At 66.7% G+C, this 24,365-nt stretch carries 23 protein-coding genes; 7 read left to right on the plus strand and 16 right to left on the minus strand.

What is annotated here, in order from left to right; genetic code table 11:
* Window positions 1–65: 65 nt before the first annotated feature.
* Together WDC82_RS10095 and WDC82_RS10100 are read right to left on the minus strand one after the other, a co-directional pair.
* Complete coding sequence (locus WDC82_RS10095) at window positions 66–536, minus strand: fasciclin domain-containing protein (RefSeq protein WP_367576130.1); 471 nt, start codon at window positions 534–536, stop codon at window positions 66–68.
* Window positions 537–897: 361 nt separating this feature from the next.
* The gene (locus tag WDC82_RS10100; RefSeq protein ID WP_340117175.1) at window positions 898–1,386 is read right to left on the minus strand and encodes a fasciclin domain-containing protein; all 489 of its coding nucleotides are present in this window, start codon (window positions 1,384–1,386) and stop codon (window positions 898–900) included.
* A gap of 241 nt (window positions 1,387–1,627) precedes the next feature.
* On the opposite strand from WDC82_RS10100, the gene WDC82_RS10105 reads away from it, so the two are divergent.
* Window positions 1,628–3,070: a deoxyribodipyrimidine photo-lyase gene (locus tag WDC82_RS10105; protein WP_340117176.1), complete on the plus strand. Its 1,443-nt coding sequence runs from the start codon at window positions 1,628–1,630 to the stop codon at window positions 3,068–3,070.
* A gap of 4 nt (window positions 3,071–3,074) precedes the next feature.
* Here WDC82_RS10105 and WDC82_RS10110 read toward each other — a convergent pair whose 3' ends face one another.
* From WDC82_RS10110 to WDC82_RS10120, 3 genes are all read right to left on the minus strand, one after another.
* Window positions 3,075–3,647: a DinB family protein gene (locus WDC82_RS10110; protein WP_340117177.1), complete on the minus strand. Its 573-nt coding sequence runs from the start codon at window positions 3,645–3,647 to the stop codon at window positions 3,075–3,077.
* 10 nt (window positions 3,648–3,657) lie between these two features.
* A complete protein-coding gene (locus WDC82_RS10115) occupies window positions 3,658–4,554 on the minus strand; it encodes an LOG family protein (protein WP_340117178.1) in 897 nt (298 codons plus the stop codon).
* A gap of 299 nt (window positions 4,555–4,853) precedes the next feature.
* Entirely contained in the window at window positions 4,854–5,384 is a 531-nt protein-coding gene (locus WDC82_RS10120; RefSeq protein WP_340117179.1) for a hypothetical protein, read from the minus strand.
* A gap of 221 nt (window positions 5,385–5,605) precedes the next feature.
* Here WDC82_RS10120 and WDC82_RS10125 point away from each other — a divergent pair, with 221 nt between their 5' ends.
* Complete coding sequence (locus WDC82_RS10125) at window positions 5,606–6,619, plus strand: trypsin-like serine protease (RefSeq protein ID WP_340117180.1); 1,014 nt, start codon at window positions 5,606–5,608, stop codon at window positions 6,617–6,619.
* Between the two features lie 193 nt (window positions 6,620–6,812).
* On the opposite strand, the gene WDC82_RS10130 is transcribed toward WDC82_RS10125, so the two are convergent.
* The 8 genes from WDC82_RS10130 to WDC82_RS10165 form a co-directional block, all read right to left on the minus strand.
* Window positions 6,813–8,546, minus strand: a complete 1,734-nt coding sequence (locus WDC82_RS10130; RefSeq protein WP_340117181.1) for an ABC transporter substrate-binding protein — start codon at window positions 8,544–8,546, stop codon at window positions 6,813–6,815.
* Between the two features lie 94 nt (window positions 8,547–8,640).
* Window positions 8,641–8,922 carry a DUF2160 domain-containing protein gene (locus tag WDC82_RS10135; RefSeq protein WP_340117182.1) on the minus strand — a complete coding sequence of 94 codons (282 nt, stop codon included), beginning with the start codon at window positions 8,920–8,922 and terminating at the stop codon, window positions 8,641–8,643.
* Window positions 8,923–8,925: 3 nt separating this feature from the next.
* Entirely contained in the window at window positions 8,926–9,726 is an 801-nt protein-coding gene (locus WDC82_RS10140) for a carbohydrate ABC transporter permease (RefSeq protein WP_340117183.1), read from the minus strand.
* Window positions 9,723–10,586: a sugar ABC transporter permease gene (locus WDC82_RS10145; RefSeq protein WP_340117184.1), complete on the minus strand. Its 864-nt coding sequence runs from the start codon at window positions 10,584–10,586 to the stop codon at window positions 9,723–9,725. Before WDC82_RS10145 ends, WDC82_RS10140 begins: the two co-directional genes overlap by 4 nt.
* Before the next feature lie 3 nt (window positions 10,587–10,589).
* On the minus strand, window positions 10,590–11,675 hold the full coding sequence (locus WDC82_RS10150; RefSeq protein ID WP_340117185.1) for an ABC transporter ATP-binding protein: 1,086 nt from the start codon (window positions 11,673–11,675) through the stop codon (window positions 10,590–10,592).
* Window positions 11,676–11,677: 2 nt separating this feature from the next.
* Window positions 11,678–12,778: an ABC transporter ATP-binding protein gene (locus WDC82_RS10155; protein WP_340117186.1), complete on the minus strand. Its 1,101-nt coding sequence runs from the start codon at window positions 12,776–12,778 to the stop codon at window positions 11,678–11,680.
* The gene (gene glpD / locus WDC82_RS10160; RefSeq protein ID WP_340117187.1) at window positions 12,778–14,301 is read right to left on the minus strand and encodes a glycerol-3-phosphate dehydrogenase; all 1,524 of its coding nucleotides are present in this window, start codon (window positions 14,299–14,301) and stop codon (window positions 12,778–12,780) included. Before glpD ends, WDC82_RS10155 begins: the two co-directional genes overlap by 1 nt.
* Window positions 14,302–14,607: 306 nt before the next feature.
* Window positions 14,608–15,432, minus strand: coding sequence for a DeoR/GlpR family transcriptional regulator (locus WDC82_RS10165; protein ID WP_340117188.1), 825 nt, complete (start codon window positions 15,430–15,432; stop codon window positions 14,608–14,610).
* 329 nt (window positions 15,433–15,761) lie between these two features.
* Here WDC82_RS10165 and WDC82_RS10170 point away from each other — a divergent pair, with 329 nt between their 5' ends.
* Together WDC82_RS10170 and WDC82_RS10175 are read left to right on the plus strand one after the other, a co-directional pair.
* Complete coding sequence (locus WDC82_RS10170) at window positions 15,762–17,468, plus strand: DUF427 domain-containing protein (protein ID WP_340117189.1); 1,707 nt, start codon at window positions 15,762–15,764, stop codon at window positions 17,466–17,468.
* A 94-nt stretch (window positions 17,469–17,562) separates the two neighbouring features.
* Window positions 17,563–19,113 carry a fused MFS/spermidine synthase gene (locus WDC82_RS10175; RefSeq protein ID WP_340117190.1) on the plus strand — a complete coding sequence of 517 codons (1,551 nt, stop codon included), beginning with the start codon at window positions 17,563–17,565 and terminating at the stop codon, window positions 19,111–19,113.
* A 181-nt stretch (window positions 19,114–19,294) separates the two neighbouring features.
* On the opposite strand, the gene WDC82_RS10180 is transcribed toward WDC82_RS10175, so the two are convergent.
* Entirely contained in the window at window positions 19,295–20,173 is an 879-nt protein-coding gene (locus WDC82_RS10180; RefSeq protein WP_340117191.1) for an isocitrate lyase/PEP mutase family protein, read from the minus strand.
* 146 nt (window positions 20,174–20,319) lie between these two features.
* Between WDC82_RS10180 and WDC82_RS10185 the strand changes: the two genes are divergently transcribed.
* Window positions 20,320–20,712 carry a hypothetical protein gene (locus WDC82_RS10185; protein ID WP_340117192.1) on the plus strand — a complete coding sequence of 131 codons (393 nt, stop codon included), beginning with the start codon at window positions 20,320–20,322 and terminating at the stop codon, window positions 20,710–20,712.
* Window positions 20,713–20,793: 81 nt separating this feature from the next.
* A complete protein-coding gene (locus tag WDC82_RS10190) occupies window positions 20,794–21,585 on the plus strand; it encodes a hydroxyacylglutathione hydrolase (protein WP_340117193.1) in 792 nt (263 codons plus the stop codon).
* Between the two features lie 6 nt (window positions 21,586–21,591).
* Here WDC82_RS10190 and WDC82_RS10195 read toward each other — a convergent pair whose 3' ends face one another.
* Window positions 21,592–22,458 carry an N-formylglutamate amidohydrolase gene (locus WDC82_RS10195; protein WP_340117194.1) on the minus strand — a complete coding sequence of 289 codons (867 nt, stop codon included), beginning with the start codon at window positions 22,456–22,458 and terminating at the stop codon, window positions 21,592–21,594.
* A gap of 210 nt (window positions 22,459–22,668) precedes the next feature.
* On the opposite strand from WDC82_RS10195, the gene WDC82_RS10200 reads away from it, so the two are divergent.
* Window positions 22,669–23,592, plus strand: a complete 924-nt coding sequence (locus tag WDC82_RS10200; RefSeq protein ID WP_340117195.1) for a DMT family transporter — start codon at window positions 22,669–22,671, stop codon at window positions 23,590–23,592.
* 38 nt (window positions 23,593–23,630) lie between these two features.
* Here WDC82_RS10200 and WDC82_RS10205 read toward each other — a convergent pair whose 3' ends face one another.
* Window positions 23,631–24,347, minus strand: coding sequence for a hypothetical protein (locus WDC82_RS10205; RefSeq protein WP_340117196.1), 717 nt, complete (start codon window positions 24,345–24,347; stop codon window positions 23,631–23,633).
* Between the last annotated feature and the right edge of the window lie 18 nt (window positions 24,348–24,365).

Genomic DNA, 24,365 nt, shown 5'->3' on the forward strand with positions numbered 1-24,365 from the left:
GTTGCGGCCGCTCCGGGGGAGGAGCGGCCGCAACCTTGTGCAGTAACGGATGGGAGGAAGGGGCGTTACTGCGGCAGCACCACGGTGTCGATGACGTGGATGACGCCGTTCGAGGCCTCGATGTCGGCCTGGATGACCTTGGCGTCGTCGACGGTGACGCCGTCCTTCATGGCGTCGATGGTCAGCGCGTCACCCTCGACGGTGGTCGCCTCGGTCATCTTGCCGGCGATGTCGGAGGACATCACCTTGCCGGGCACCACGTGGTAGGTGAGGATCGCGACCAGCCGGTCCTTGTTCTCCGGCTTCAGCAGATCCTCGACGGTGCCGGCCGGCAGCTTGGCGAAGGCCGCATCGGTCGGCGCGAAGACGGTGAAGGGACCGTCGCCCTTCAGGGTGTCGACCAGGCCGGCGGCCTTCACCGCGGCGACCAGGGTCTCGAACTGGCCGGCGGACACCGCGGTGTCGACGATGTCGGCGGCCTTCGCAAGGGTGGCGGACAAAGCGAGCGGCGCGGCGATCGCGGCGGCGCAGAGCATGCGGGAAAGGGACTTCATTGGGGGGAGCCTCCATTGAGTTGAACGGACGTCGGATCTCGGCCGGCAACCAACTGAGCGCAGCGGCGCAACCGACTGAGCGCCCAACTAAGGCCCCCAATGCAGGCGTCAAGCCATTGGCAATAAAAAGAAAAAATATTCGTTTTGCGGTGATCGGCTGTGGCGCCTCCCGCGTATAACCCCCTTTCGGCCCCCTGCTCGGCAGCGACGGTCGCTTAGCCTTTCACCGGACGGCACCGGCGTGAGAGAGAAAAGGCCGCCCCGAAATCTCGGGGCGGCCGTGGCAGCCGGCGATGGCGGACAGCGGGAAACCCGAGCCGCCATCGCAATCAGCTTCAGGCGCCTATTCCGGAATGACGACCGTGTCGACGGCGTGGATCACGCCGTTCGACGCCTCGATGTCGCTCTCGACGACCATGGCTTTGTCGACGCGCACGCCGCCATTTAGGGAATTGATGTCCAGTTGGTTCCGACCGAGCGTCTTGGCGGTCATTTGTTTGTTGCGCATGTCGTCGGAAGTCACCTTGCCCGGGACCATGTAATAGCTGACGAACCTGGCCAGCTTCTCCTTGTTCTCCGGCCGCATCAGGTCCTCGATCGTGCCTGCCGGCAGCTCGGCGAAGGCCGCGTCTGTCGGCGCGAAGATCGTGTAGGGCCCCTCGCCCTTCAGGATGTCGCCCATGCCGGCGCCCTTCACCGCCGCCATCATGGTTTCGAACTGTCCTCTAGCGGCCGCAGTTTCGGCGAGATCCTGTGCCTTGATCGCGACGGACGAGAGCGCCAGGGGTGCCGCAAGGGCAGCAGCAATGAGCACACGGGAAACGGTCTTCATGGAAGTGCCTCCTCGATCACAGTGTGTGCCGGACACAGCGGAAGGGATTGCCGCGCCCCTCGGCCGTCCGCATGAGTTGCATTTTACAAAAAATGTCACAACCCACAAGGTATCGGGGGTAGAACGGAAACTTAGTTGTTTCCGGTGATCGGCTAGGCGGTGCCCTGCGTATAGATGAAGGACCGCAGAACGTCGCCCCGGGGATGTAGCCACCCCGACACAACAGCACGCGCCCCCTTCCATGCCTCTCCACTCGCCCGTCATCATCTGGTTTCGCCAGGATCTGCGGCTTGCCGACAACCCTGCGCTTGCTGCCGCTGCAGAGCGCGGTGCGCCGGTGCTGGCGCTGTTCATTCTCGACGACAGCGGCGACTGGGCTCCCGGCGGTGCCGCGCGCTGGTGGCTGCATCACAGCCTGGCAGCGCTCTCGCGGGACCTGGAAAAACTCGGCGCGCCGCTCTGCCTGAGAAGCGGCAAGGCCGAGGACGTCCTGCCGCGACTGGCGAAGGAGACGGATGCCGGCGCCGTGTTCTGGAACCGCTGTTACGAGCCCCACGCCGTCGCGCGCGACAGCAAACTCAAAGAACTGTTGAAGAGCGACGGTATCGAGGTCGCTTCCTTCAACGGCGCGCTGCTGGTGGAGCCCTGGGAGCTGAAGACGGGCCAGGGCGAGCCCTACAAGGTCTTCACGCCGTTCTGGAAGGCGCTGCTTGCAGGCGGCGCGCCGCCTGCGCCGCTCGCACCTCCGAAGAAGCTGAAGGGCTTCGACGGCATCGACAGCGAGGCCCTCGAGGATTGGACCCTGCTGCCGACCAGGCCCGACTGGGCCGGCGGCCTGCGGGAGCGCTGGACGCCCGGGGAAAAAGGCGCTGGCCAAAGGCTCGGGACGTTTCTGGACACCGCGGCGAAGACCTACAAGAACGATCGCGACCGGCCGGACCACGAAGGCACATCGTGCCTTTCGCCGCACCTGCACTGGGGCGAGATCTCGCCGCGCCAGGTCTGGCAGGCGACGCGTCATGCGGTCGCGGCCGGTGCGTTGAACGACGGTGCCGCCGAGGCCTTCCTGCGTCAGCTCGGTTGGCGCGACTTCTCGCACAACCTGCTGTTCCACTGGCCCGACTTTCCGGAGAAGCCGTGGCGCGAGGCCTTCGCCGCCTTTGCCTGGCAGGACGATGACGACGCCTTCACCGTCTGGTGCAAGGGGCGCACCGGCTTTCCCCTTGTCGATGCGGGGCTGCGCCAGCTGTGGGCGACCGGCTGGATGCACAACCGCGTGCGCATGATCGCCGCCTCCTTCCTCATCAAAGACCTGCTGATTCCCTGGCAGCGCGGCGAGGCCTGGTTCTGGGACACGCTGGTCGACGCCGACCTCGCCAATAACGCCGCCGGCTGGCAGTGGGTCGCCGGCTGCGGCGCCGACGCCGCGCCCTACTTCCGCATCTTCAATCCAGTGAGCCAGGGCGAGAAGTTCGACCCCAAGGGTGACTATATCCGCCGCTGGGTTCCGGAAATCGCGGCGCTGCCGGACGACGTAATCCACCGGCCGTGGGAAGCATCGCAGGAGGTCCTGAAGAAAGCCAAGGTGACCCTCGGCGAGACCTATCCGGCGCCCATGGTCGACCACAAGGCCGCGCGCGCCCGCGCGCTCGCCGCCTATGAAGATGTGAAGAAAGCGACGTAGCGCGCTACTTTGGGGCCGGCCAATCGCGCCACAGCGCGTCCTCGTTCCAGCCCAGCGCCGCGAGATCGCCGCGCCGCAATGCCGCCTCTTCCGCCATGAAGAATTCGTCGAGCTGCGGCGGCGCCACCGCCGTGCCCGACAGCATGCCGTGCGCCTGGCCGCGGTGGTGGATCTGATGCTCGAAAAGATGCAGCAGCACCCGGTCGCAGCGCTCGATCTGGTCGTGGTCGCCGCGGATGAGGCGTACCGCCTTGCCGAGCGCAGCCTCATCGAGCGCGGCGCAGAAGGCGACGAGTCGCTGGTCGACTGCCGCCTGCTCCCGCCGAAGATCGGTCATGGTCTTGCAGGGCACCTCGTCGGTGAAGGCCGCAAGGCCCAGGCTGCCGCCCTCCAGCGCGTCGACGTAGAACCAGTCGACGATGAGGATGTGGTTCAAGGTCGCCAGCAGCGAGGGAAAGAAACCGACGCGCGGCGCATCGAGTTCCGCCTGCGGCAGCGCGCTGCAGGCCTGCAGCAGGCGATGGTTCGCCCAGGCGTTGTTCTGCGCCTGCGCCAGCAGGTAGTTCTCGGGCTTCATGGCGAAAAAGCTAGAGGCGCGGGCCCGGAATGTCGAGGGCGTAGGAGGTCAGCTGGTCGGTGATGAAGTCGAAGGCCTCGTCCACCGAGTCGGTGCGGAAGAACAGCTCCAGATCCTCGGCGTTGATGGTGCCGTACCGCTCCAGCGCTTCCAGATTGATCACCTCGGACCAGTACTTGCTGCCGAACAGGACCACCGGCATCTGCTTGCGGATCTTGCCGGTCTGCACCAGCGTCAGCAGCTCGAAGAACTCGTCGAGGGTGCCGAAGCCGCCCGGCATCACGACGACCGCTTTGGCCAGATAGGCGAACCAGAACTTGCGCATGAAGAAATAGTGGAACTCGAAGTTCAGTTCGCGGCTGACATAAGGGTTGTCGATCTGCTCCATCGGCAGCGAAATGTTGAGCCCGATGTTCAGGCCGCGCGCCTCGGAGGCGCCCCGGTTGGCCGCCTCCATGATCCCGGGGCCGCCCCCCGAGCACACCACGAAGCGGCGGTCGTCCTCCGGCAGGCTCTTCGACCACACGGTCAGCCGGTGGGCCAGTTCGCGCGTCGCCTCGTAGTAGCGCGACATGTCGAGATTGCGTTGCGCGATCTTCAAGTCGCCATCCTCGGCGCGCGCGACTTCCAGGCGCTTCTCGGCCTCCTCGCGCGACAGGATGCGCGCCGAGCCGAAGAAAATGATGGTGTCATCGATCTTGTAGTGCTTGAAGCGCGCGTTGGGCTCCACGTACTCGGAGAGGATGCGCAGCGAACGCGCCGAGGAGCTCTCCAGGAAATCGAGGTTGCGGTACGCCTTCTGCGGACCGGGGTGACCGACCGGCGTTGCTTCGCGGTCGGTAGCCGGCGCGGCCTCCGGCAATTCTTCTGCCGGGTCCCTCTGCTTGTCGTTCTCTCGTTTCGTCATGGTTCCCTACTCACTCATTCGGCCGCATCTTAACCGCACAATTCTTGATGAATCGTTCCTTAAAGCCTGTCCCCGACGTCAAAGGCACTCTAGGCAGCGCCCCGGCGATTGCAAACGGGGCGAAAGCAAACGCCCCCGCCAGGGAGGACGGGGGCGGGGGCGCTCTAGGGGTCACTTCTTGAAGCCGGGGCGCCGGAGAACGGTTCCGGCATCTCCCGATTAATTAATTCGTAAACTTATGATCTGAGCATTGCAAGAGGCGTGTTTCAGCCCAGTTTCCGCAACGGCTCGGCCGGCTTCTACTGGTCCATCTGCCACTTGCGCATGAAGCTGCGGGCCAGGTCGCGCCAGCCGATGTTGGTGCTGACGCCATGGTTGGACGCGCCGGTGACGAACAGGCCGCCGTCGTTCCACAGCAGCACCCGGCCGCTGCGCTCGGTCTCCGTCTTGCGGTCGAAATAGCGGGTGTTCTGGATCGCGCGCGCCTCGAGGTAGGTGATGCAGATGTCGCCCTCATAGCGCAGGGTCGTGGCCTGCAGCTGGATCCAGACATGCGCCGACTGCTGGATGACGATCCCCTGCTCGGTCACCGGCTGCTGGAAAGCGTCGAGGATGAGGTCGGACTCGAGGCCGCAGCCCCGGCTCTGGTCGCTGAGGGGCGCCACGCTCATCTGCACGACGTTGACGGCCGCCAGCGGCCCGCCGATCACCCGCGCCGGCGCCGTGGTCTGCGCCGCGGTGGCCCGGATTCCAGTCGCTTCGATCGGGGCGGCAACGACCGCCGCCGCGAGCAGAACGGTCGCGGCAAGACGGCTGAACAACGGCTTCATCTGATGCTCCTTACTGTTTTTTGGCTCGTTCCGTCGAGGAACGGCCGCGGCGGAGTATGCCACGGGCCCTCCATCGCTTGGATTCAAAAGTCGCCGCAAAGACGAGGCGACAAGCCGCGATGTGGCGCGAAAGAGGAACCGGCGCGAAAGAGGACGTGGCCGCCGAAAGCGGGTAGCGTGGGGGCCCGCGCCACGGAGACTCCGGCAGGAAGGAATCGACAATGCGGCAGTGCCCCGAAAGAACGACCGCCTCTGCGCTCAAGCTGGCGGCCGGCGCGGGTCTGTTGCTCCTGCTCCAGGCCTGCGGCACGCCGCAATCGCTCCGCGAGACGGCGCCGGTGACGCCGGCGGCCAGCGCGCCCGAGGCGCGCCCCTCGCTCGCCGGGCGGATGACCGTGGATGCCCAGGAATACCCCTGGAGCGCGCTCGGCCGGGTGAACCTCGCCGGCCAGGGTTTTTGTACCGGCATCCTGATCGGCCCCGCTCAGGTCTTGACCCAGGCGCGCTGCCTCTATGCCGGCCGCGAAGGCCGCTGGTTCCGCCCGCAGGAACTGCACTTCATCGCCGCCTACCAGAAGGACAGCTATCTCGCCGACTCCAAGATCGCCGAGTTCACCGTCGCGCCGGGCTTCAATCCGCAGGGCGGCGTCAGCCTCGCCAACCTGACCAATAACTGGGCCGTGGTCACGCTGCAGCAGCCCATCGGGCACGAGACCGGCTGGCTCGGGCTGCAATGGGACAACAGCGATCTGCAGGCCGCCGCCCGGCGTGGCCGCGCCGCCTATCTGCGCGCCGGCTATCGCAGCGACTGGCCGCATGCCGTCAGCCTGCACTTCGGCTGCGCCGAGAGGGCCGGCACCGTGGCGCTCTGCGAGGCGACGCCGACGGAGCGCAGCCTGCCCAGCTTCGTCGCCGCCGGCGGCGAGCTGCGCGTGCTGGCCGACTTCTTCGTGGCCACGCCGGACCAGGGACGCGCCCTCGCCACGCTCGCCGCCCAGCCGATCAGCGACAACCGCCTGGGCGGCACGAAGCTGCCCGCCGCTGGCGGCACGATCGGCCGGCAGCCAACGGCGACGGTGTCACAGCTGCTGGAGGCACTCGGCTACGACGTCACCGGCGGCGACATCGCGGCGGCGGCGGATGCCTTCCGCCGCGACAACGGCCTGCCGCGCGGCACAAGCGACATCGCCCTGATGACGGCGCTGCTGCACGCAGTCCAGCATCAGCTGCGCTAGGCCCGAGGCAAAAAAGGAGGGGCGGCCGAACGACCGCCCCCTTCACGAGTTCTCTGGAGGAAAATGCTGCTTGGCCGTTCATCGACGTATCCAAGCGGCGGGCCCTGACGAGAGGTCCGGGCCCATCAGCCGTGGCTGATCAGAGGCGCGCCGGGAGCCTGCCTGGCCCCCGGCGCGGAAATCATGCCCTGACTTACTGCCAGCGCTTGATGATCTCTTCGTAGGCGATGGTCTCGCCCTTCGGCTTCTCGTTGTCGAGCTTGGCCTTGGGGCCGTCTTCCTTGCCGAGCCACTCCGAGGGATCCTTCGGCTCGTTGAGGCGCGGGCCGCAGCCGCCGTAGACGTTGGCCTGCTCGTCGGCCGCCTGCATGCGGGACATCACCTGGTCCATCTCGCCGGCGAGACGGTCCATGGCCTCCTGCGGGGTGAAGGCGCCGGAGTTCACGTCACCGATCTGCTGCCACCACAGCTGCGCCAGCTTCGGATAGTCGGGCACGTTGATGCCGGTCGGCGACCACATCACACGGTCGGGCGAACGGTAGAACTCGACCAGGCCGCCGAGGTTCGGCGCGCGCTCGGTGAAGCTCTCATGCCGCACGGAGGAGTCGCGGATGAAGGTGAGGCCGACATGGCTCTTCTTCACGTCCACCGTCTTGGAGGTGACGAACTGGGCGTAGAGCCAGGCCGCCTTGGCACGCTCCGTCGGCGTCGACTTCAGGATCGTCCAGGACCCGGCGTCCTGATAGCCGAGCTTCTGGCCTTCCACCCAATAGGGGCCGTGCGGGCTCGGCGCCATCCGCCACAGCGGCTTGCCGCTGTCGTCGACGGTGTTGTTGCCTTCCGACTTCGGCGCCACCATCGACGCGGTGAAGGCCGTGTACCAGAAGATCTGCTGGGCGACGTTGCCCTGGCTGAGCGCCGGCAGCGACTGGTAGAAGTCGTAGCTGGCCGCACCCGGAGGGGCGTATTTGCGCAGCCACTCGTCCCACTTGCGGATCGCGTAGACCGCGGCCGGGCCGTTGGTGCCGCCGCCGCGCGAGACGGAAGCGCCCTGCGGGTTGCAGGAGCCTTCCTCCATGCGGATGCCCCACTCGTCGATCGGCACGCCGTTCGGTAGGCCCTTGGAGCCGGCGCCGGCCATGGAGAGCCAGGCGTCGGTCATGCGCCAGCCCAGGTCCGGCGCACGCTTGCCGTAGTCCATGTGGCCGTAGACGCGCACGCCGTCGATCTCCTTCACGTCCTCGGAGAAGAACTCGGCGATATCCTCGTAGGCCGACCAGTTCACCGGCACGCCCAGGTCGTAGCCGTACTTGGCCTTGAACTGCTCCTTCAGGTCCGGGCGATCGAACCAGTCCTTGCGGAACCAGTAGAGATTCGCGAACTGCTGGTCCGGCAGCTGGTAGAGCTTGCCGTCCGGGCCGGTGGTGAAGGACTTGCCCATGAAGTCGTCGATGTCGAGACCCGGGTTGGTGACGTCCTTGCCCTCGCCGGCCATGAAGTCGGTAAGGTTCACCGCCAGCTGCAGGCGCGAGTGGGTACCGATCAGGTCCGAATCGTTGATGTAGGCGTCGTAGAGGTTGCGCTGCGTCTGCATCTGCGTCTGCACCGCCTGGACCACTTCGCCCTCACCGAGCAGCTGATGGTTCACCTTGATGCCTGTGATTTCCTGAAACGCCTTGGTGAGGGTCTCGGACTCATAGCTGTGTGTCGGAATGGTTTCCGACAGGACGTTGATCTCCATGCCCCGGAAGGGCTCGGCCGCCTTGATGAACCACTCCATCTCGGCCATTTGCTCGGCCTTGGAAAGTGCCGAAGGCTGGAATTCGCTGTCCACCCACTTCTCTGCGGCGGCCATGTCCGCCCTGGCGGCGCCCGCGCTTGCCACCATGGCAAGCACCGTCGCCGTCGTTAGTAGATATCTTCTCATAGGATATCCTCCCTTTGCGTGTTCTTGTTGACGACACTGTCAGTGCGATGCCTCGGCATCGCACCTTCCCTAAAGCCACTTACCCAAAAACCACTTACACGTACCGAAACACGAAAAACGCGTAGACCACCGACAGTACCAGCGCCCACCACAGCGGAAACGGCAGCAGAGCCAGCCAGCCGAGGTGGATGAAGGCGCTGCCCAGCAGCGAAATGAACAGCCGGTCGCCGCGGGTCGTATCGAGGCCCAAGACGCCGTGGCGCGGCGCGCCGCCGGGCCGCGCGAGCTCCCAGACGGTCATCCCGATCAGCAGCAGCGCGATCACGCCGAAGAAAGTACCGGTCTGCCAGGTCCAGGCCATCCAAGACAGGTTCATGGGTCACACCCTCCCCATCGCAAAGCCCTTGGCGATGTAGTTGCGCACGAAGTAGATGACGATCGCGCCCGGGATGATGGTCAGCACGCCGGCCGCCGCCAGCAGGCCCAGCTCGTAGCCCGACGTGCTGGCGGTGCGCGTCATCACCGCGGCGATGGGCTTCGCCTCCACCGAGGTCAACGTCTTGGCCAGCAGCAGCTCGACCCAGGAGAACATGAAGCAGAAGAAGGCGGTGACGCCGATACCGCTGCCGATCAGCGGCATGAAGATCTTGGTGAAGAAGCGCGGGAAGGAATAGCCGTCCAGGTAGGCCGTCTCGTCGATCTCCCGCGGCACGCCGGAGATGAAGCCCTCCAGAATCCACACCGCCAGCGGAATGTTGAACAGGCAGTGCGCCAGCGCCACGGCGAAATGGGTATCGAAGAGGCCCAGTGCCGAGTAGAGCTGCAGGAAGGGCAGCGCGAAGACCGCTGGCGGGGCCATGCGGTTGGTCAGCAGCCAGAAGAACAGGTGCTTGTCGCCGAGGAAGCGGTAGCGCGAGAAGGCATAGGCCGCCGGCAGCGCGAAGGCGACCGATATCACCGTGTTCAGCGCCACGTAGATGATGGAGTTCACGTAGCCCATGTACCAGGTCGGATCGGTCAGGATCTTCACGTAGCTGGCGACGGTGAACTCCGCCGGAAACCAGGAAAAGCCGCCGAGGATCTCGTTGGTGGTCTTGAACGACATGTTCAGGAGCCAATAGATCGGCAGCATGAGGAAGAGGATATAGAGGGTCGGCACCAGCCAGCGGCGATGCTTCATTTCTTCTCTCCCTGCATGATGATCGTATAGAAGAGCCAGCAGACCAGCAGCGTCATCAGGAAGTAGATGATACTCATGGCCGCCGCGACGCCGAGGTTGAACTCGCCGAGCGCCGCCTTCACCAGGTCGATCGACAGCACGGTCGTGGAGTTGCCGGGTCCGCCGCCGGTCAGCACGAAGGGCTCGGTGTAGATCATGAAGCTGTCCATGAAGCGCAGCAGCACGGCGATGGTCAGCACGTGCTTCATCTTCGGCAACTGAATGTAGCGGAACACCGCCCAGCGCGAGGCGCCGTCGATCTGCGCCGCCCGGTAATAGTTGTCGTCGATCGAGCGCAGGCCGGCGTAGGCCAGCAGCACCACCAGCGAGGTCCAGTGCCAGACGTCCATGAGGATGACGGTGAACCAGGCGGCGACGGGCTGCTGGGTGTAATCGAAGGGAATACCCAACCAGTTGAGGCCGTAGCCCAGCAGGCCGATGTCGGGCAGCGCATAGATGTTCCACATGGCGCCGACAACGTTCCAGGGGATCAGCAGCGGCAGCGCCATCAGCACCAGGCAGACAGAGGACCAGAAGCCGCGCCGCGGCATGGTCAAAGCGATGGCGACGCCCAGCGGGATCTCGATGATCAGGATGGTGAAGGTAAAGAAAAACTGGCGCAGCAGCGAATCGTGGAAGCGATCCGAGGCCAGCACTTCGCGGAACCAGCGCGTGCCCTCGAAGAAGAACAGGTTGTTGCCGAAGGTATCCTGGACCGAATAGTTCACTACCGTCATCAGCGGGACGATGGCGTTCAGCGCCACGATGAGTAGCACCGGCAGCACCATGAACCACGCCTTGTTGTTGAGCGTCTTTTCCATGGCTCAGCCTTTCCCTCCCGCCTCGGGCCGCACCAGGTGGGAGTCCTGGTAAACGTTGATCCGCGCCGGATCGACCACCGCGCTGGCGCCCTCAGGCACCTCGCTGCCCTCGGAGAGGACGGCATCGAAGGCATGACCTTCCAGCGCCGCGCGCACGATCTTGAAGCGGCCGATGTCCTCCACCCGGGTGATGGAGATCGGCAGCCCCTGCCCGGCCGGCGCCAGGCGCACGAACTCGGGACGCACGCCGATCTCGGTCCTGCCGGCGAGCGGCGGGTAGCGGCGGTCCAGGACGATCTCCCTGCCGCCGAGGCGCAGGCGGTCGCCGGCAACCTCGCAAGGCAGGACGTTCATCCCCGGCGAGCCGATGAAGTAGCCGACGAAGGTGTGCGCCGGCTGGTCGAACAGCTCCTCCGGCGTGCCGATCTGCACCACCTCGCCCTCGTACATCACCACCACCTTGTCGGCGAAGGTCAGCGCCTCGGTCTGGTCGTGGGTCACGTAGATCATGGTGTGGCCGAAGCGGCGGTGCAGCTCTTTCAGCTTGGTGCGCAGCTGCCACTTCATGTGCGGGTCGATGACCGTCAGCGGCTCGTCGAAGAGGATCGCGTTGACGTCGTAGCGCACCAGCCCGCGGCCCAGCGAGATCTTCTGCTTCTCGTCGGCGGTCAGGCCCTGCGCCTTGCGGTTGGCCTTGCCGGCGAGATCAAGCATCTCGAGCGCCTCGGCGACGCGCTTCTTGATCTCATCCTTCGCAACCCCGCGGTTGGCCAGCGGGAAAGCGAGGTTCTGCGCCACCGTCATGGTGTCGTAGATCACCGGGAACTGGAACACCTGGGCGATGTTGCGCTGTTCCGGCGCCAGGTGGGTCACGTCCTGGTCGTCGAAACGGATCTGGCCGCGCGAGGGCACCAGCAGGCCGGAGATGATGTTCAACAGCGTGGTCTTGCCGCAGCCCGACGGGCCGAGCAGCGCATAGGCGCCGCCGTCATTCCACACGTGGTCGATCTCCTTCAGCGCGAAGTCGGCCTCGCGCTTGGGGTTCGGGAGATAGGAATGAGCGAGCTTGTCGAGGGTGATCCGTGCCATCGTCAGCTCCTCTCCGACGCACGCCAGCTGCCGGCCGCCGGCGCCGCCACCAGGCGCTCCTCGGCATCGAACACCAGGAAGCCGGCCGGATCCAGATAGACCGGTACCTTGTCGCCGATCTCGACCCGGTGGATGCCGTGGGTCAGCGCCACCCAGCGCGAACCGCCGTGCTCGACATGGACGAAGCTTTCGGACCCGGTGATCTCCGTGGTGGAGACAGATGCCTCCACCTCGATGGCCGCGCCCGCGGGCGGATGCAGCAGCAGGTGGTGCGGGCGGATTGCCACCTTATAGGTGCCGTCGGCAAGGCCCTCGATCCCCGCCGGCACCGCGATCGACTTGCCGTCGTAGCTGAGATGGCCGCCGCTCTTGTGCATCGGCACCACGTTCAGCGGCGGGTCGGAGAAGGTCTGCGCGGTGATCAGGTCGGCCGGCCGGCCGTAGACGTCGATGGTCGATCCGAACTGCGTCATCCGGCCTTCGCTGAGGGTGGCCGTCCTGCCGCCCAGCAGCAGGGCCTCGTGCGGCTCCGTCGTCGCGTAGACGAAGATCGCACCGCTCTCGCCGAAGAGGCGCGGCAGCTCGACCCGCAGTTCCTCGCGCAGCTTGTAGTCGAGATTCGCCAGGGGCTCGTCCAGCAGCACCAGGTCAGCCTTTTTCACCAGCGCGCGGGCGATGGCGGTGCGCTGCTGCTGGCCGCCGGAAAGGTTGAGCGGCACACGGTCCAGGAAGGGGGTCAGCTTCAGCAGCTCCGCCGCTTCGCGCACCTTGCGGTCGATCGTCGCCTTGTCGGCGCCGGAGACCCGCATCGGCGAGGCGATGTTCTCATAGACGCTGAGGGTGGGGTAGTTGATGAACTGCTGGTAGACCATGGCGACGCGGCGCTTCTGCACCGGCAGCCCGACGACGCTCTTGCCGTCGACCAGGATGTCGCCGGCGGTCGGCCGGTCGAGCCCGGCCATGAGGCGCATCAGCGACGTCTTGCCCGACAGCGTGGGGCCGAGCAGAACGTTCAGCGAGCCCTTCTCCAGGGTCAGGCTGACATCGCGGATGTGCGTCTCGGCACCGACCTGCTTGCTGACATTACGCAGTTCCAGCGTCATCAGGCCGTCTCCTGCCGATCGTTGGCCAGGCGCCGGCGCTTGAAGGCATCGTCCAGGTTCTGCTTGAGCCCGTCGCTCACGTGCAGTCCCAGCTTGGAGCGGCGCCACAGCACATCCTCGGCTGTCTCGGCCCACTCGTAGCGCATCAGATAATCGATCTCTACGGCATAGAGGCCGTCGCCGAAATGCTCGCCGAGCCCGGCCAGATCGTGCGCGCCAGCGAGCAGCCGCTCGGCACGGGTGCCGTAGTTACGCAGGTAGCGCCGGGCGAGATCGGCCGGCAGCCAGGCGTGATCCTGTTGGAAGCGCCGCAGGCAGCCCTCGAAATCCGCGTTCGGCATGTCGCCGCCCGGCAGCGCGGCACCGGCGGTCCAGGGCGCGCCCAGGGGGCCGAGCGACTCCGCGAGCTTCTCGATGGCATGCTCGGCCAGCTTGCGGAAGGTGGTGATCTTGCCGCCGAAGACGCTCAGCAGCGGCGCGCGTCCCGGGCCGGCATCGAGTTCCAGCACGTAGTCGCGGGTCGCCGCCGCGGCGCTCTCCGCCGCGTCGTCGTAGAGCGGGCGCACGCCCGAGTAGGTCCACACCACGTCGGCGGCAGAGATCTGGCGCTTGAAGTAGGCGTTGACCGCGTTGCAGAGATAGCGCGTCTCTTCCTCCGAAATCGTCACCGCCGCGGCATCGCCGGTGAAGTCGACGTCGGTGGTGCCGATCAGCGTGAAGTCGTCCTCGTAGGGAATCGCAAAGACGATGCGCCCGTCGGGGTTCTGGAAGATGTAGGGGAAGCCGTGGTCGAAGAGCTTCGGCACCACAATGTGCGACCCCTTCACCAGGCGCAGCGACTTTGCCTTGTTGAGCCCGACGCGCCGCTCGATGAATTCGGCGGTCCAGGGCCCGGCGGCGTTCACCAGGGCGCGCGCCTCGACCTCGCGCTGGCTGCCGTCATGCCGGTCGCGCAACACCACCCGCCAGTGCGCGCCCTCGCGGCGGGCCGAGAGGCACTCGGTGCGGGTCAGAACCTCGGCGCCGCGCTCGGCCGCGTCCATCGCGTTCAGCACCACCAGACGCGAATCCTGCACCCAGCAGTCGGAGTAGACGAAGGCCTTGCGCAGCCCGGCCTCCAGCGGTTCGCCGGCCGGGTGCCGCGTGAGGTCGATGCCCTCAGAGGCCGGCAGCAGCTTGCGCCCGCCCAGGTGGTCGTAGAGGAAAAGGCCGAGGCGGATCATCCAGGCCGGCCTCAGGCCCTTGTTGTGCGGCAGTACGAAGCGCAGCGGCCAGATGATGTGCGGTGCTGCGCGCAACAGCACCTCGCGCTCGATCAGGGCCTCGCGCACCAGGCGGAACTCGTAGTACTCGAGGTAGCGCAGGCCGCCGTGGATCAGCTTGGTGCTGGCCGACGACGTGGCACTGGCAAGATCGTTCTTTTCGCAAAGCAACACGGAGAGGCCGCGGCCGGCGGCATCGCGGGCGATTCCGGCACCATTGATGCCGCCCCCAACCACGACGATGTCGAGAACTTCGGCCATGTCCGACAGCCCGCCTCCCCAATCTCCGCCCGGTTTCCGGGTCGTTCCGGCCGCCAGGCCGGGTTTCTCATCTGCCGGGAAGCATAAGGGAGGCTTACGTACAGTGACAATCGGAATTTTTCATTTCCGAACATTTTTGAACAAGCCGTTGGATTCTGAAGCCTTTGACCCCGATAAAGTGACGGCAATCAGCCGTTTCGGTGAAATTCGGACGGCAGAAAACGAACATTCTCGCGGCAGCCGGCTCTTACAGAAGCGTGGGGGACTCGACCAATCCGGCCGTGGAACCGGGAGCCGCCCGGCGCATCAGGAGGGCGCGACGTGGAGTTCCACCTCGGCGGCGGCGAGGATGTCCGTCATCGCCTGGGGCGGCACCCGGTCGGTGAAGAGGGCGTCGATCTCGTCGACGTGACCGAGGCGGACCATGGCGTTGCGGCCGAACTTGGTGTGGTCGGTGGCAAGGAACACCTGGCGCGAGTTCTTGATGATGGCCTGGGCGGCGCGCACCTCGCGATAGTCGAAGTCCAGCAGGGTACCGTCGTCATCGATGCCGGAGATGCCAATGATGCCGAAGTCGACCTTGAACTGCTGGATGATGTCGATGCTGGCTTCGCCGACGATACCGCGGTCGCGGCTGCGCACGACGCCGCCGGTGACGATCACCTCGAAATCCGGCTTTCCTGCCAAGATGTTGGCAACATTGAGGTTATTGGTGATGACCCGGAGCCCGTTGTGGTCGACCAGGGCCTTGGCCACCTCCTCCGTCGTGGTGCCGATGTTGATGAAGAGGGACGCGTTGTCGGGGATCTCGGCGGCCAGCACGCGGGCGATGCGCGCCTTTTCCTCCTGGTGCAGCACCTGGCGGGTCTGGTAGGCGAGGTTCTCCACGCTGGACGGCAGCCCGGCCCCGCCGTGGTAACGCCGCAGCAGGCCGAGTTCGCAAAGCTGGTTGATGTCGCGCCGGATGGTCTGCGGCGTCACGTCGAAGTGCTCGGCCAGCGCCTCGATGGCGACGAAGCCGCGCTCGCGCACCAGGGCGATGATCTGCTCCTGGCGCTGGTTCAACTCGCTGCGCGCGCCGGTTTCCACCGGGTTGGCCACCCCCGGCGCCACCCTGCCGATACTGTTCATGATCGCCTCCCTGACCGTTTCAGTATAGGATAGCTCCGTCATTTTCGAAATTGAAAACAACGAACATTCCTTGAGGCTTCCCGGCTGCTGGCGTCATGCTGTCAGCAATCTTACGGTTGCAACCGTAAGAGCAGTTCTCTGCGGGCCCGGCCATCCTATATAGAGGGTCCCCCGACAGAGCGGGACCGCCGGCGCCTCCACTGCATCTGCGGAAAGAGGCAGCGGCGGGGATCAGGAACGGCCGGCTCAACGGATCAAGGTTCCCAGGTTATAATCCCAGGGCGGCGCCGCGCCGGTGCCCCCCTTTGGCTTCGAGAATAGGATCGGACATGGCAGAGGCAGTGCCACTAGCCCCCCAGCAGCCGGAAATCCTCAAGCAGCCGGAATCTCTCACGCCGGACGACTACCGCGTGACGGTGGAGCCCGCCCGCAAGCGGGTGAAGGTGGTGTTCAACGGCAAGGTCATCGCCAGCACCAGCCGTGCCCTGGTGCTGAAGGAAACCCGCCTGCCGCCGGTCTACTACCTGCCGCGCGAGGACATCGCCATGGAGTACTTGGCCCCCAGCGCGCACCGCACCTATTGCCCTTTCAAGGGCACCGCCACCTACTGGAACCTCACGGTCGGCGACAAGACGGTGGAAAACGTCGCCTGGAGCTACGAGGACCCGATCGAAGAGGCGCTCGGCATCCGCGGCCACATCGCGTTCTATTGGAACAAGGTGGAGGCCTGGTTCGCCAAGGACCAGCCGGTGGAGATCGACGCAACGGACTCCGCCATCGAGGGGGCCAACCCGCTGGCCGGCTGGCTGCTGCGCGAGGCCTGGGAAGCGGCCTCCTCCGCCGAGCTGGTCGACCGCTTCGCGCGCCAGCTGGTCGAGGCCGACTTTTGCGTGCTGCGGCTCAGCGTCATCATCCCGACCCTGCACCCGCAGCTCGCCAGCAACGCTTTCGTCTGGCGCCGCGGCGAAAGCGTCGTCGACGAGCGCGACCTGCCCCACTACGGCCTGCAGTCGGAGGCCTACCTGAAAAGCCCGATCATCCGCATCTTCAGCGGCGAAGGCGGTATCCGCCGGCGCCTGGAGGGGGCAAATCCGCCGCGCGACTTCCCCATCCTCGACGATCTGCTCGCCGAGGGTGCGACCGACTACGTCGCCATGCCGATGCGTTTTTCCAACGGCAAGATCAACGTGATGACCATCGCCTGTGACCGGCCCGGCGGCTTCACCACCCAGGAGCTCGGCTGGATCCACGAGGCCCTGCCGATTCTCAGCCGCCTCCTGGAGGTGCAGGCGATGCACCGCACGGCGCGCTCGCTGCTGGAAACCTATCTCGGCGCCTACACCGGCCAGCGCGTGCTGAACGGCTTGGTCAAGCGCGGCGACGGCGACGACATCCCCGCCGTCATCTGGTACTGCGACCTGCGCGGCTCCACCGCGCTGGCCGACAGCCTGCCGCGCACCGAGTACCTGGACCTGCTGAACCGCTACTTCGAGGCGGTCGCCGGCGCGGTGCTGGAGCACGGCGGCGAAGTGCTGAAGTTCATCGGCGACGGCCTGCTCGCCATCTTCCCGATGGAGAAGATGGCGGCCTGCGACGCCGAGGACGAACTCTACTGCGCGAAGTCGGGCATCGAGCAGGGCGCGGCGGCGACCTACTGCGGCAAGTCTTCCTGCAACAGCGCCATCGAGGCGGCGCGCGACGCGCTGCAGCGCATGGTGGAGGTGAATGCGGCGCTGGCAGAGACCGGCCGCGAGCCGCTGCGCTTCGGACTCTCGCTGCACCTGGGCGACGTCACCTACGGCAACATCGGCGCCGCCAGCCGGCTCGACTTCACCGTCATCGGCCCGGCGACCAACGAGGCCGCGCGCATGGACGCGCTCACCAAGGAGCTCGGCATCGGCGTGCTGGTCTCCGAGGATTTCGAGCGCTTCGTGCCGGGCACCCTGGTCTCGGTCGGCCGCCACCGCTTGCGTGGCGTGGCCCTGGAGCGCGAGATCTTCACCCTGCCGGAACTGGCGAAGAGGGCCGCGGAATAGCGCCGCGGCGTTCTAACCGCTTGCCGCCGCCTTGGAGGCGGCGGTAAATGGGTCCGCAACCTCCTTCGGCGGCCCCCATTCGGTAGAACAACGCGTGCCTGCTCCCGATCCTCATGCCGAGACTGCGGCCAAGCCACTGCCGCCGGTTTTCCTGCTGGTGGTTATGCAGGCCGCCGTCGCCGCCGCCAGCCTGGTGGTGGAGATCGTCGCCGGGCGCATGCTGGCGCCCTACCTCGGCATGTCGCTCTACACCTGGACCGCGGTGATTGCCGTGGTGCTGGCCGGCTTCTCCGCCGGGCACTGGGTCGGCGGCCTCATCGCCGAGCGGCCGGCGCCCCGCGCGCTGATCCTCACCGGCTGGAGCATGGTGGGCGCCGCGCTGACCACGGCAGGCGCCGTCTTCGTGCTGCGCTGGGGCGCGGCGCTGCTGCTGCCGCGCCTCACCGATCCGCTGGCTGCCATCGCCTTGCTGACCGCGCTGGTGTTCTTCCTGCCGTCCTTCTTCGCCGGCATTCCCGCGCCGGTGCTGGCCAAGGTCGCCGTCGCGGCGCGCCCGGCCCAGGCCGGGCGGGCGCTCGGCGCCATCTTCGCCGCGGGCGCCATCGGCGCTATCGCCGGCACGCTGCTGGCGGGCTTCCTCTTCATCTCCTGGCTTGGTTCGGTCGGCACCCTGGCGACGGTCACCGCCGTCTACGGGCTGCTCGCCCTCGCCGCCTTCGGCGCCGCCCGCCGGGCGCGCCGTGCCCTCTCCGCCATCACCGCCGTGGCTGCCGGCCTGCTGCTGCCGCTGGGCCTCGCCGGCCTCGGCCTCGCGCAGCCCGATCCCTGTACCCGCGAGAGCGACTACTTCTGCATCCGCGTGCTCGACGTGTCGGCGGAAGTGGGCGAGCCCGCCCGCCTCATGGTGCTGGACCACCTGGGCCACGGCATCTCCGTCGCGCAGGCGCCGACGCGCATGGTGACGCCGCACGGCACCATGCTGGACGGTCTCGCCCGCGCGCGCATGGCCGAGCGTCCCTTCAGCGCCTTCTTCATCGGCGGCGGCTCCTACTCGGTGCCGCGCGCCTGGCACGCCGCCGGCCTCGGCGCGGCGGTCACGGTCGCCGAGATCGATCCCGCGGTCACCGCCACCGCCATCAGCGACTTCTGGTTCGATCCTGCGAGCGCGCGCATTCTGCACGACGATGCCCGCCGCGCGCTCGGCAACGATGCGACGACCTATGACGTAGTGATCGGCGATGCCTTCACCGACATCGCGGTGCCGGCGCACCTGGTGACGCGGGAGTTCTTCGACCTGATCCGCGCCCGCCTCAACCCCGGCGGCGTCTACCTGATGAACGTGATCGACTTCGCCGACCGCCTGGACGCCCTGGCGGCCATCGTGCGCACGCTGCGCGCGGTCTTCCCCAGCGTCGAGGTCTGGGCCGAGATCACCACGCCCGACCCGGACGCGCGCCTGGTCTTCATCGTGCTGGCCGCCGAAACGCCGAGCGCGTTCTCGCAGATCACCGGCGCGCCGCCGGACCTGCTGCCGGCCGGCCGGCTCTCTGCCGGCGCCGTCGACGCCCTGGTCGCGCGGCGCGATCCGCCGGTCCTCACCGACGACTACGCCCCCATCGACCGCCTGCTAGGCCGGCTCGACTGAGCGCTGGCAGGCTGCTGAAAAAGGCTGACGGCCTGATTGACCTCGTGCTTCGAGACGCACGCTCTCGCGTGCTCCTCAGCATGAGGTCAATCATTTCAAACTCCACCCTCATCCTGAGGCAGGCGCGTCAGCGCCGTCTCGAAGGATGGGCCACAGGCTGGAGCCATTTTTCAGCAGCCCTCTAGCCGCGGTAGCGCTCCTCCTCGTCGTAGTAGGCGTTGAAGCCGATCACCTCGCGCAGGCTGTCCCAATCGAGCAGGTTCTGCGGGTGTTCGCCCTGCTTGAAAGACGCCAGCGCGTCCTGCATCGCCTTCATCGCCACTGACAACAAAGTCAGCGGATAGGCGGCGAGGCTGTAGCCGATCTCTTCCAGCACCTGCGGCGGCAGCACCGGCGTCTCGCCCTGCTCCAGCATGTTGGCAAGCGTCGGCCTGTCGGTCGCTTGGCAGAAGGCGCGCATCTCGTCTTCGGACTTCGGCGCCTCGAGGAACAGGATGTCGGCGCCGGCCGCGGTGAAGGCCTCGACGCGGCGCAGGCCTTCATCGAGGCCGTCGGTCCCCCGCGCGTCCGTGCGCGCGAGGATCAGGATGTCGCCGCCCGCCGCGCGCAGCTCCTCGCGGGCATCGACGGCGGCGCGGATGCGTGCCACCGCCTCGCCACGGTCGACCACCGCCTTGCCGCGGGTGTGGCCGCAGCGCTTCGGCCAGACCTGATCCTCGATCATCACCGCGGCGAAGCCGGCCTGGGCATAGCCTTTCACGGTGCGCTTCACGTTCACCGCGTTGCCGTAGCCGGTGTCGCCGTCGCCGATCACCGGGATGGTGGTCGCCGCACAGATGCCGCGCCCGGCATCGACGATCTCGCCGTAGGAGATGAGCCCGGTGTCCGGCAAGCCGAGGCGCGCGGCGGACACGGCAAAGCCGCTCATGAAGGTGACGGAAAAGCCGGCCTGCTCGATGAGCTTGGCCGAGAGCGCATCGAAGCAGCAGGGCATCACCGCCAGCTGCGGCTCGGCGAGCAGGCGTCGCAGGGTTTCGGCGCGGCTGGCGCTTTCGGTCATGGCGGCATCTCCGGTCGGGGCGGAACAGGGTCTGGAGGACCCAGGGTATAGGGAGAATGGCGGCGAATGGCCAGCGGCGCGCCGCCCCTTGGCTTCGTCCGGCGCGTTGCCTATCGTGGATCGAAGCCCACCTTCGCGAAAAGCTCATGCTGCTCTCCGCCAAACGCTCGCTTCTGCTGCTGCCCGGCGATCCGCCGCCGTCGGAGGCCGTCCGCAACCTCGCGCTGCTGCGCGCGGCGGCCGAGCGCCTGAACGTCCCGGCAGTCAGCGTGAACAGCCCCAACTGGCGCGTCGGCCTTGCCACCGGGCGCAACCAGCTGGTCAGCGCGGGTCCGCTGGAGAGCGCGGAAATGAAGCGCCTGCCGCCCGGCACCGCGGTCTTCCTGGTGCTCGATTGCCTCGCCGAGGCTGAGCGGCCGCCGCAGGAAAGCTGGCAGACGATGGCGGCCACGCCAGTCACCGCCGAAATGGTGGTCTTCGAATGGCTGGAGCGCGGCGCGACGCCCGAGTTCCGCGAGCTCATCGCCCTCATCAAGTAGTCCACTGCCATGGTCCGCGCGCCGTCGATCCGCTAAGCTGAGTCCAAACATCCGAGAGATCGAAGCCAAGGAGTCCCCCCGATGATCGTCGAGCAGATCTGGACCGCCAACGCCTACCGCAACTTCAACTACCTGATCGCCTGTCCCGAGAGCGGCGAAGCACTGGCGATCGATCCGCTCGATCACAAAAAGTGCCTGGCGGCGGCAAAGCGGCACGGCTGGGAGATCACCCAGGTCCTCAATACCCACGAGCACGGCGACCACATCGGCGGCAACAAGGCGATGGTGGCGGCGACCGGCGCGAAGATCCTGGCGCACAAGAACGCCAAGGACCGCATTCCCGACGTGGCGCGCGGCCTCGGCGCCGGCGACGTGGTGAAGGTCGGCAAGACGGTGGAACTGGAGGTGCTGGACACGCCCGGCCACACCATGTGCCACGTCTGCCTGCTGTCGCACACGGACCAGCCGGGCCTCTTCTGCGGCGACACCCTGTTCAACGCCGGCGCCGGCAACTGCCATAACGGCGGTCACCCCAACGAGCTCTACCACACCTTCGCTGAACAGCTCTTCAAGCTGCCGGAGACGACGCAGGTCTATCCGGGGCACGACTACATCGCCAACAACCTGCGCTTTACCCTCGACCGCGAGCCGGACAACGCGGAAGCCTCGTCACTGCTGGCCAAGATCGACAACCAGGACACCGACCACGCGATGATCACCACGCTGGCCGAGGAGAAGAAGGTGAACACCTTTTTCCGCTTGCAGAGCCCGACGGTGATCGCGCGCCTGCGCGAGGCCTTTCCGGATCTGCCGGAGCAGCCGAGCCCCAAAGAGGTCTTCCTGAAGCTGCGCGAGCTGCGCAACAGCTGGTAGGCGGACTCAGGCGCTGTGCGCGCCGACCTGGGCCCGGGCGTAGGCGCAGATGGCGGCCACCAGCTTTGCCAGGTCGGCCTGCAGCGCGCCGAAGCCGGCGTTCTTCTCGATGGTCCTCTCGTCCATGTAGAGCTTGCGGTTGACCTCCAGCTGCAGGCTGTGGCGGCCCTTGGCCGGGTCGGAGTAGCGCCGCACCAGCTCGACACCCTTGTAGGGCTCGTTGATCTTCACGTGATAGCCCATGCCGCGCAGCTCGCCCGCGACGAAGGCGGTGAACGCCGCCTCGCAGGTGGTGCCGTCGCGGTCGCCCAGCACGAATTCGGCGCGCGCCACCGGGCCGTCCTCGCTGGCCGCGTTGCCGACCGCGGGCATGGAATGGCAGTTCACGTGCCAGACCTTGCCGAAGCGCCGGTGGGCGGCGTCCAAGGCATCGGAGACCGCCCGGTGGTAAGGCTTCCAGCAACGCTCGATGCGCCCGCGGACCTCCGCCACCGTCAGCAGGCGGTCGTAGAGCCGCGAGTCCGGCGGCATGATGCGCCAGACGAGGCCGACGCCCAGCTCGGTCTTGCGGCTCGGCACCAGGGGATCGGGCCAGGGCCCGTCCAGCATCGCCGGATCGAGATCGACGAGGTCGCGGTTGGGGTCGATGTAGATGCGCGGGAAACGGGCGGCGATCAGCGGCGCGCCGTGGGCCGGCGCCGCGCCGAACAGCTCGTCGACGAAGGCGTCCTCGGAGCGGCGCAGGGTGGCCATCGGCGCGATTGTGCCGAAGTCGGCGGGATAGTCGGTGCCGCTGTGCGGGCTGTCGAAGACCACCGGGACGGGGGCGGCTTCGGGCGCATGGAGGCGCAGGGAGGAGCTGGTCTCTGTCATGGCCTCAAGCATGTACGGCAGTTCTCCGCGGACGTCCAGCCCGATGCGGCGGCACCGCCCGGAGACTCCAGGCCAGCCGCCCGCCTGGCGCATGGATCATCTGCGGAGATGGGGGTGTCAACGACGGGGCCCGGCGACTAGCATGGATAGCGGTAACACGAACCCAAGCCCGCGCCCGGGCCTTCTCTCCGCCACCACCGTCAGGTTTTCATGGCAGGTCGCCGCCCCTTCACCATCGAACCCGTCGCCAACGAGCCGCTCCGCGGCATCCTGCTGATCGTCGCCGCGTTCTGCTCCTTCGCGGTGCTGGACACCACCGCCAAGCACCTGGTGCAGCACTATTCCGTCGGCCAGGTCGTCTGGGCGCGCTACGTCGGCCATGTGGTACTGGCCGCCGCGATCCTGCTGCCGATCCACGGCCGCGGCCTGCTGGTGAGCCAGCGCCCCGGGCTGCAGATCCTGCGCTCGCTGTTCCTCTTCGGCGCCACCTGCTCCAACTTCGCCGCCCTGCAGTTCCTGCAGCTGGCGCAAACCTCGTCGATCCAGTTCTCGACGCCGCTGATGGTCGCCGCGCTGGCGGTGCCGCTGCTGGGCGAGCGGGTCGGCCCCAGGCGCTGGGCGGCCATCGTCGTCGGCTTCTTCGGCGTACTGATCGTCATCCGCCCGGGCCTCGGGCTGGTGCACTGGGCCGCCGGCCTCTCGCTGCTCTGCGCCCTCTTCGGCGCGCTCTATCAGATCACCACCCGCAAGCTGGCCGGCCTCGACCGCGCGGTGACGACGCAGTTCTACAGCGCCCTCATCGGCGCCATCGTGATCACGCCTTTCATCCCCTACTTCTGGCAGACGCCGGATCTGACAGGCGCGCTGCTGATGCTCTGCCTCGGGGCCATCGGCGGCTTCGGCCACTGGCTGCTGATCCTGGCACACCGCCTCGCCCCGGCGCCGATCCTGGCGCCCTTCCTCTACATCCAGCTGCTGCCGATGATCCTGCTCGGCTACATGGTGTTCGGCGACTTCCCGGACAGCTGGACCCTGGTCGGCGCCGGCGTCGTGCTGACCAGCGGACTCTACCTGCTCTACCGCGAGCGCCGGATGAAAGCCACCGGAGCGCCCTCGGGCCTGCCGCGGGCCTGAAGGCGGACTCCAACCCAGGTCCTTCCGGCCTCAGCTCGTCAGATTCCGAGATTGCCGACGATCTTCGCCACGGCATCGCGCAGCTGCTGCTCAATTTTCTGCTGAAACAAGGGCTCGGTCACCGTCAGCGAGCGCTCATGGGCCGCCAGCTTACGGTTATTGCTGCCGTTCAAGTCCTCCAGCACCGCCGGCGGCGTTCCGGCAATGACCCGGCCTTCCAGCTGAACGAAAGTCGAGATCGGATTATCGCCGAAGAGTCTGGGGCGCTCGAAAATGCCAAAAGCGCCTACGGGGTGCGCTTCATCATGGGAAATATCTTCATTGTAGTCCGCCGCCCCGAGCATGAGGACTATGTCGAGGTCTTGTTCGTCCATCATCCGGGCCAGGAGAGCCTCTCGATCCGCTGGCAGCGCGTGCTTCGCATAGCCCAAGTCGAAGGTGTATCCGTACGTGAACCATTCGCCATGGATGGCTCGAACGTCCGGCAACGCGGTCAAATCAACTACCGTAGCGCCGAAAGTACCGGCCTGGTCAGCCAGCATGTTCCCAGCGAGATCGGGAAAGCTCCAGCTGACAGGCTTGCTCTGAATATTATTCTCGAATACCGTCACCCCCCTGTACACCTGCGCTGCCTCGGCGGGCAGCAGGTTGATCAGCCCGATCCGCGAGACATTCAGCGACTGCACCTTGGCACCGGGCACCGTACAGCCGGCAAGCGCAAGCAAGCCCAATAGAAAGACCACGAACCGCAACATCTATCCTCCGTCCTATGC

The organism is Pelagibius sp. 7325, assembly GCF_037652055.1.
Taxonomy (GTDB): domain Bacteria; phylum Pseudomonadota; class Alphaproteobacteria; order Kiloniellales; family Kiloniellaceae; genus Pelagibius.

Coding starts and splice junctions, on each gene's coding strand:
- WDC82_RS10095 (WP_367576130.1), bottom strand. CDS start 536: ATGCTCTGCGCCGCCGCGATCGCCGCGCCGCTCGCTTTGTCCGCCACC.
- WDC82_RS10100 (WP_340117175.1), bottom strand. CDS start 1,386: ATGAAGACCGTTTCCCGTGTGCTCATTGCTGCTGCCCTTGCGGCACCC.
- WDC82_RS10105 (WP_340117176.1), top strand. CDS start 1,628: ATGCCTCTCCACTCGCCCGTCATCATCTGGTTTCGCCAGGATCTGCGG.
- WDC82_RS10110 (WP_340117177.1), bottom strand. CDS start 3,647: ATGAAGCCCGAGAACTACCTGCTGGCGCAGGCGCAGAACAACGCCTGG.
- WDC82_RS10115 (WP_340117178.1), bottom strand. CDS start 4,554: ATGACGAAACGAGAGAACGACAAGCAGAGGGACCCGGCAGAAGAATTG.
- WDC82_RS10120 (WP_340117179.1), bottom strand. CDS start 5,384: ATGAAGCCGTTGTTCAGCCGTCTTGCCGCGACCGTTCTGCTCGCGGCG.
- WDC82_RS10125 (WP_340117180.1), top strand. CDS start 5,606: ATGCGGCAGTGCCCCGAAAGAACGACCGCCTCTGCGCTCAAGCTGGCG.
- WDC82_RS10130 (WP_340117181.1), bottom strand. CDS start 8,546: ATGAGAAGATATCTACTAACGACGGCGACGGTGCTTGCCATGGTGGCA.
- WDC82_RS10135 (WP_340117182.1), bottom strand. CDS start 8,922: ATGAACCTGTCTTGGATGGCCTGGACCTGGCAGACCGGTACTTTCTTC.
- WDC82_RS10140 (WP_340117183.1), bottom strand. CDS start 9,726: ATGAAGCATCGCCGCTGGCTGGTGCCGACCCTCTATATCCTCTTCCTC.
- WDC82_RS10145 (WP_340117184.1), bottom strand. CDS start 10,586: ATGGAAAAGACGCTCAACAACAAGGCGTGGTTCATGGTGCTGCCGGTG.
- WDC82_RS10150 (WP_340117185.1), bottom strand. CDS start 11,675: ATGGCACGGATCACCCTCGACAAGCTCGCTCATTCCTATCTCCCGAAC.
- WDC82_RS10155 (WP_340117186.1), bottom strand. CDS start 12,778: ATGACGCTGGAACTGCGTAATGTCAGCAAGCAGGTCGGTGCCGAGACG.
- glpD (WP_340117187.1), bottom strand. CDS start 14,301: ATGGCCGAAGTTCTCGACATCGTCGTGGTTGGGGGCGGCATCAATGGT.
- WDC82_RS10165 (WP_340117188.1), bottom strand. CDS start 15,432: ATGAACAGTATCGGCAGGGTGGCGCCGGGGGTGGCCAACCCGGTGGAA.
- WDC82_RS10170 (WP_340117189.1), top strand. CDS start 15,762: ATGGCAGAGGCAGTGCCACTAGCCCCCCAGCAGCCGGAAATCCTCAAG.
- WDC82_RS10180 (WP_340117191.1), bottom strand. CDS start 20,173: ATGACCGAAAGCGCCAGCCGCGCCGAAACCCTGCGACGCCTGCTCGCC.
- WDC82_RS10185 (WP_340117192.1), top strand. CDS start 20,320: ATGCTGCTCTCCGCCAAACGCTCGCTTCTGCTGCTGCCCGGCGATCCG.
- WDC82_RS10190 (WP_340117193.1), top strand. CDS start 20,794: ATGATCGTCGAGCAGATCTGGACCGCCAACGCCTACCGCAACTTCAAC.
- WDC82_RS10195 (WP_340117194.1), bottom strand. CDS start 22,458: ATGACAGAGACCAGCTCCTCCCTGCGCCTCCATGCGCCCGAAGCCGCC.
- WDC82_RS10200 (WP_340117195.1), top strand. CDS start 22,669: ATGGCAGGTCGCCGCCCCTTCACCATCGAACCCGTCGCCAACGAGCCG.
- WDC82_RS10205 (WP_340117196.1), bottom strand. CDS start 24,347: ATGTTGCGGTTCGTGGTCTTTCTATTGGGCTTGCTTGCGCTTGCCGGC.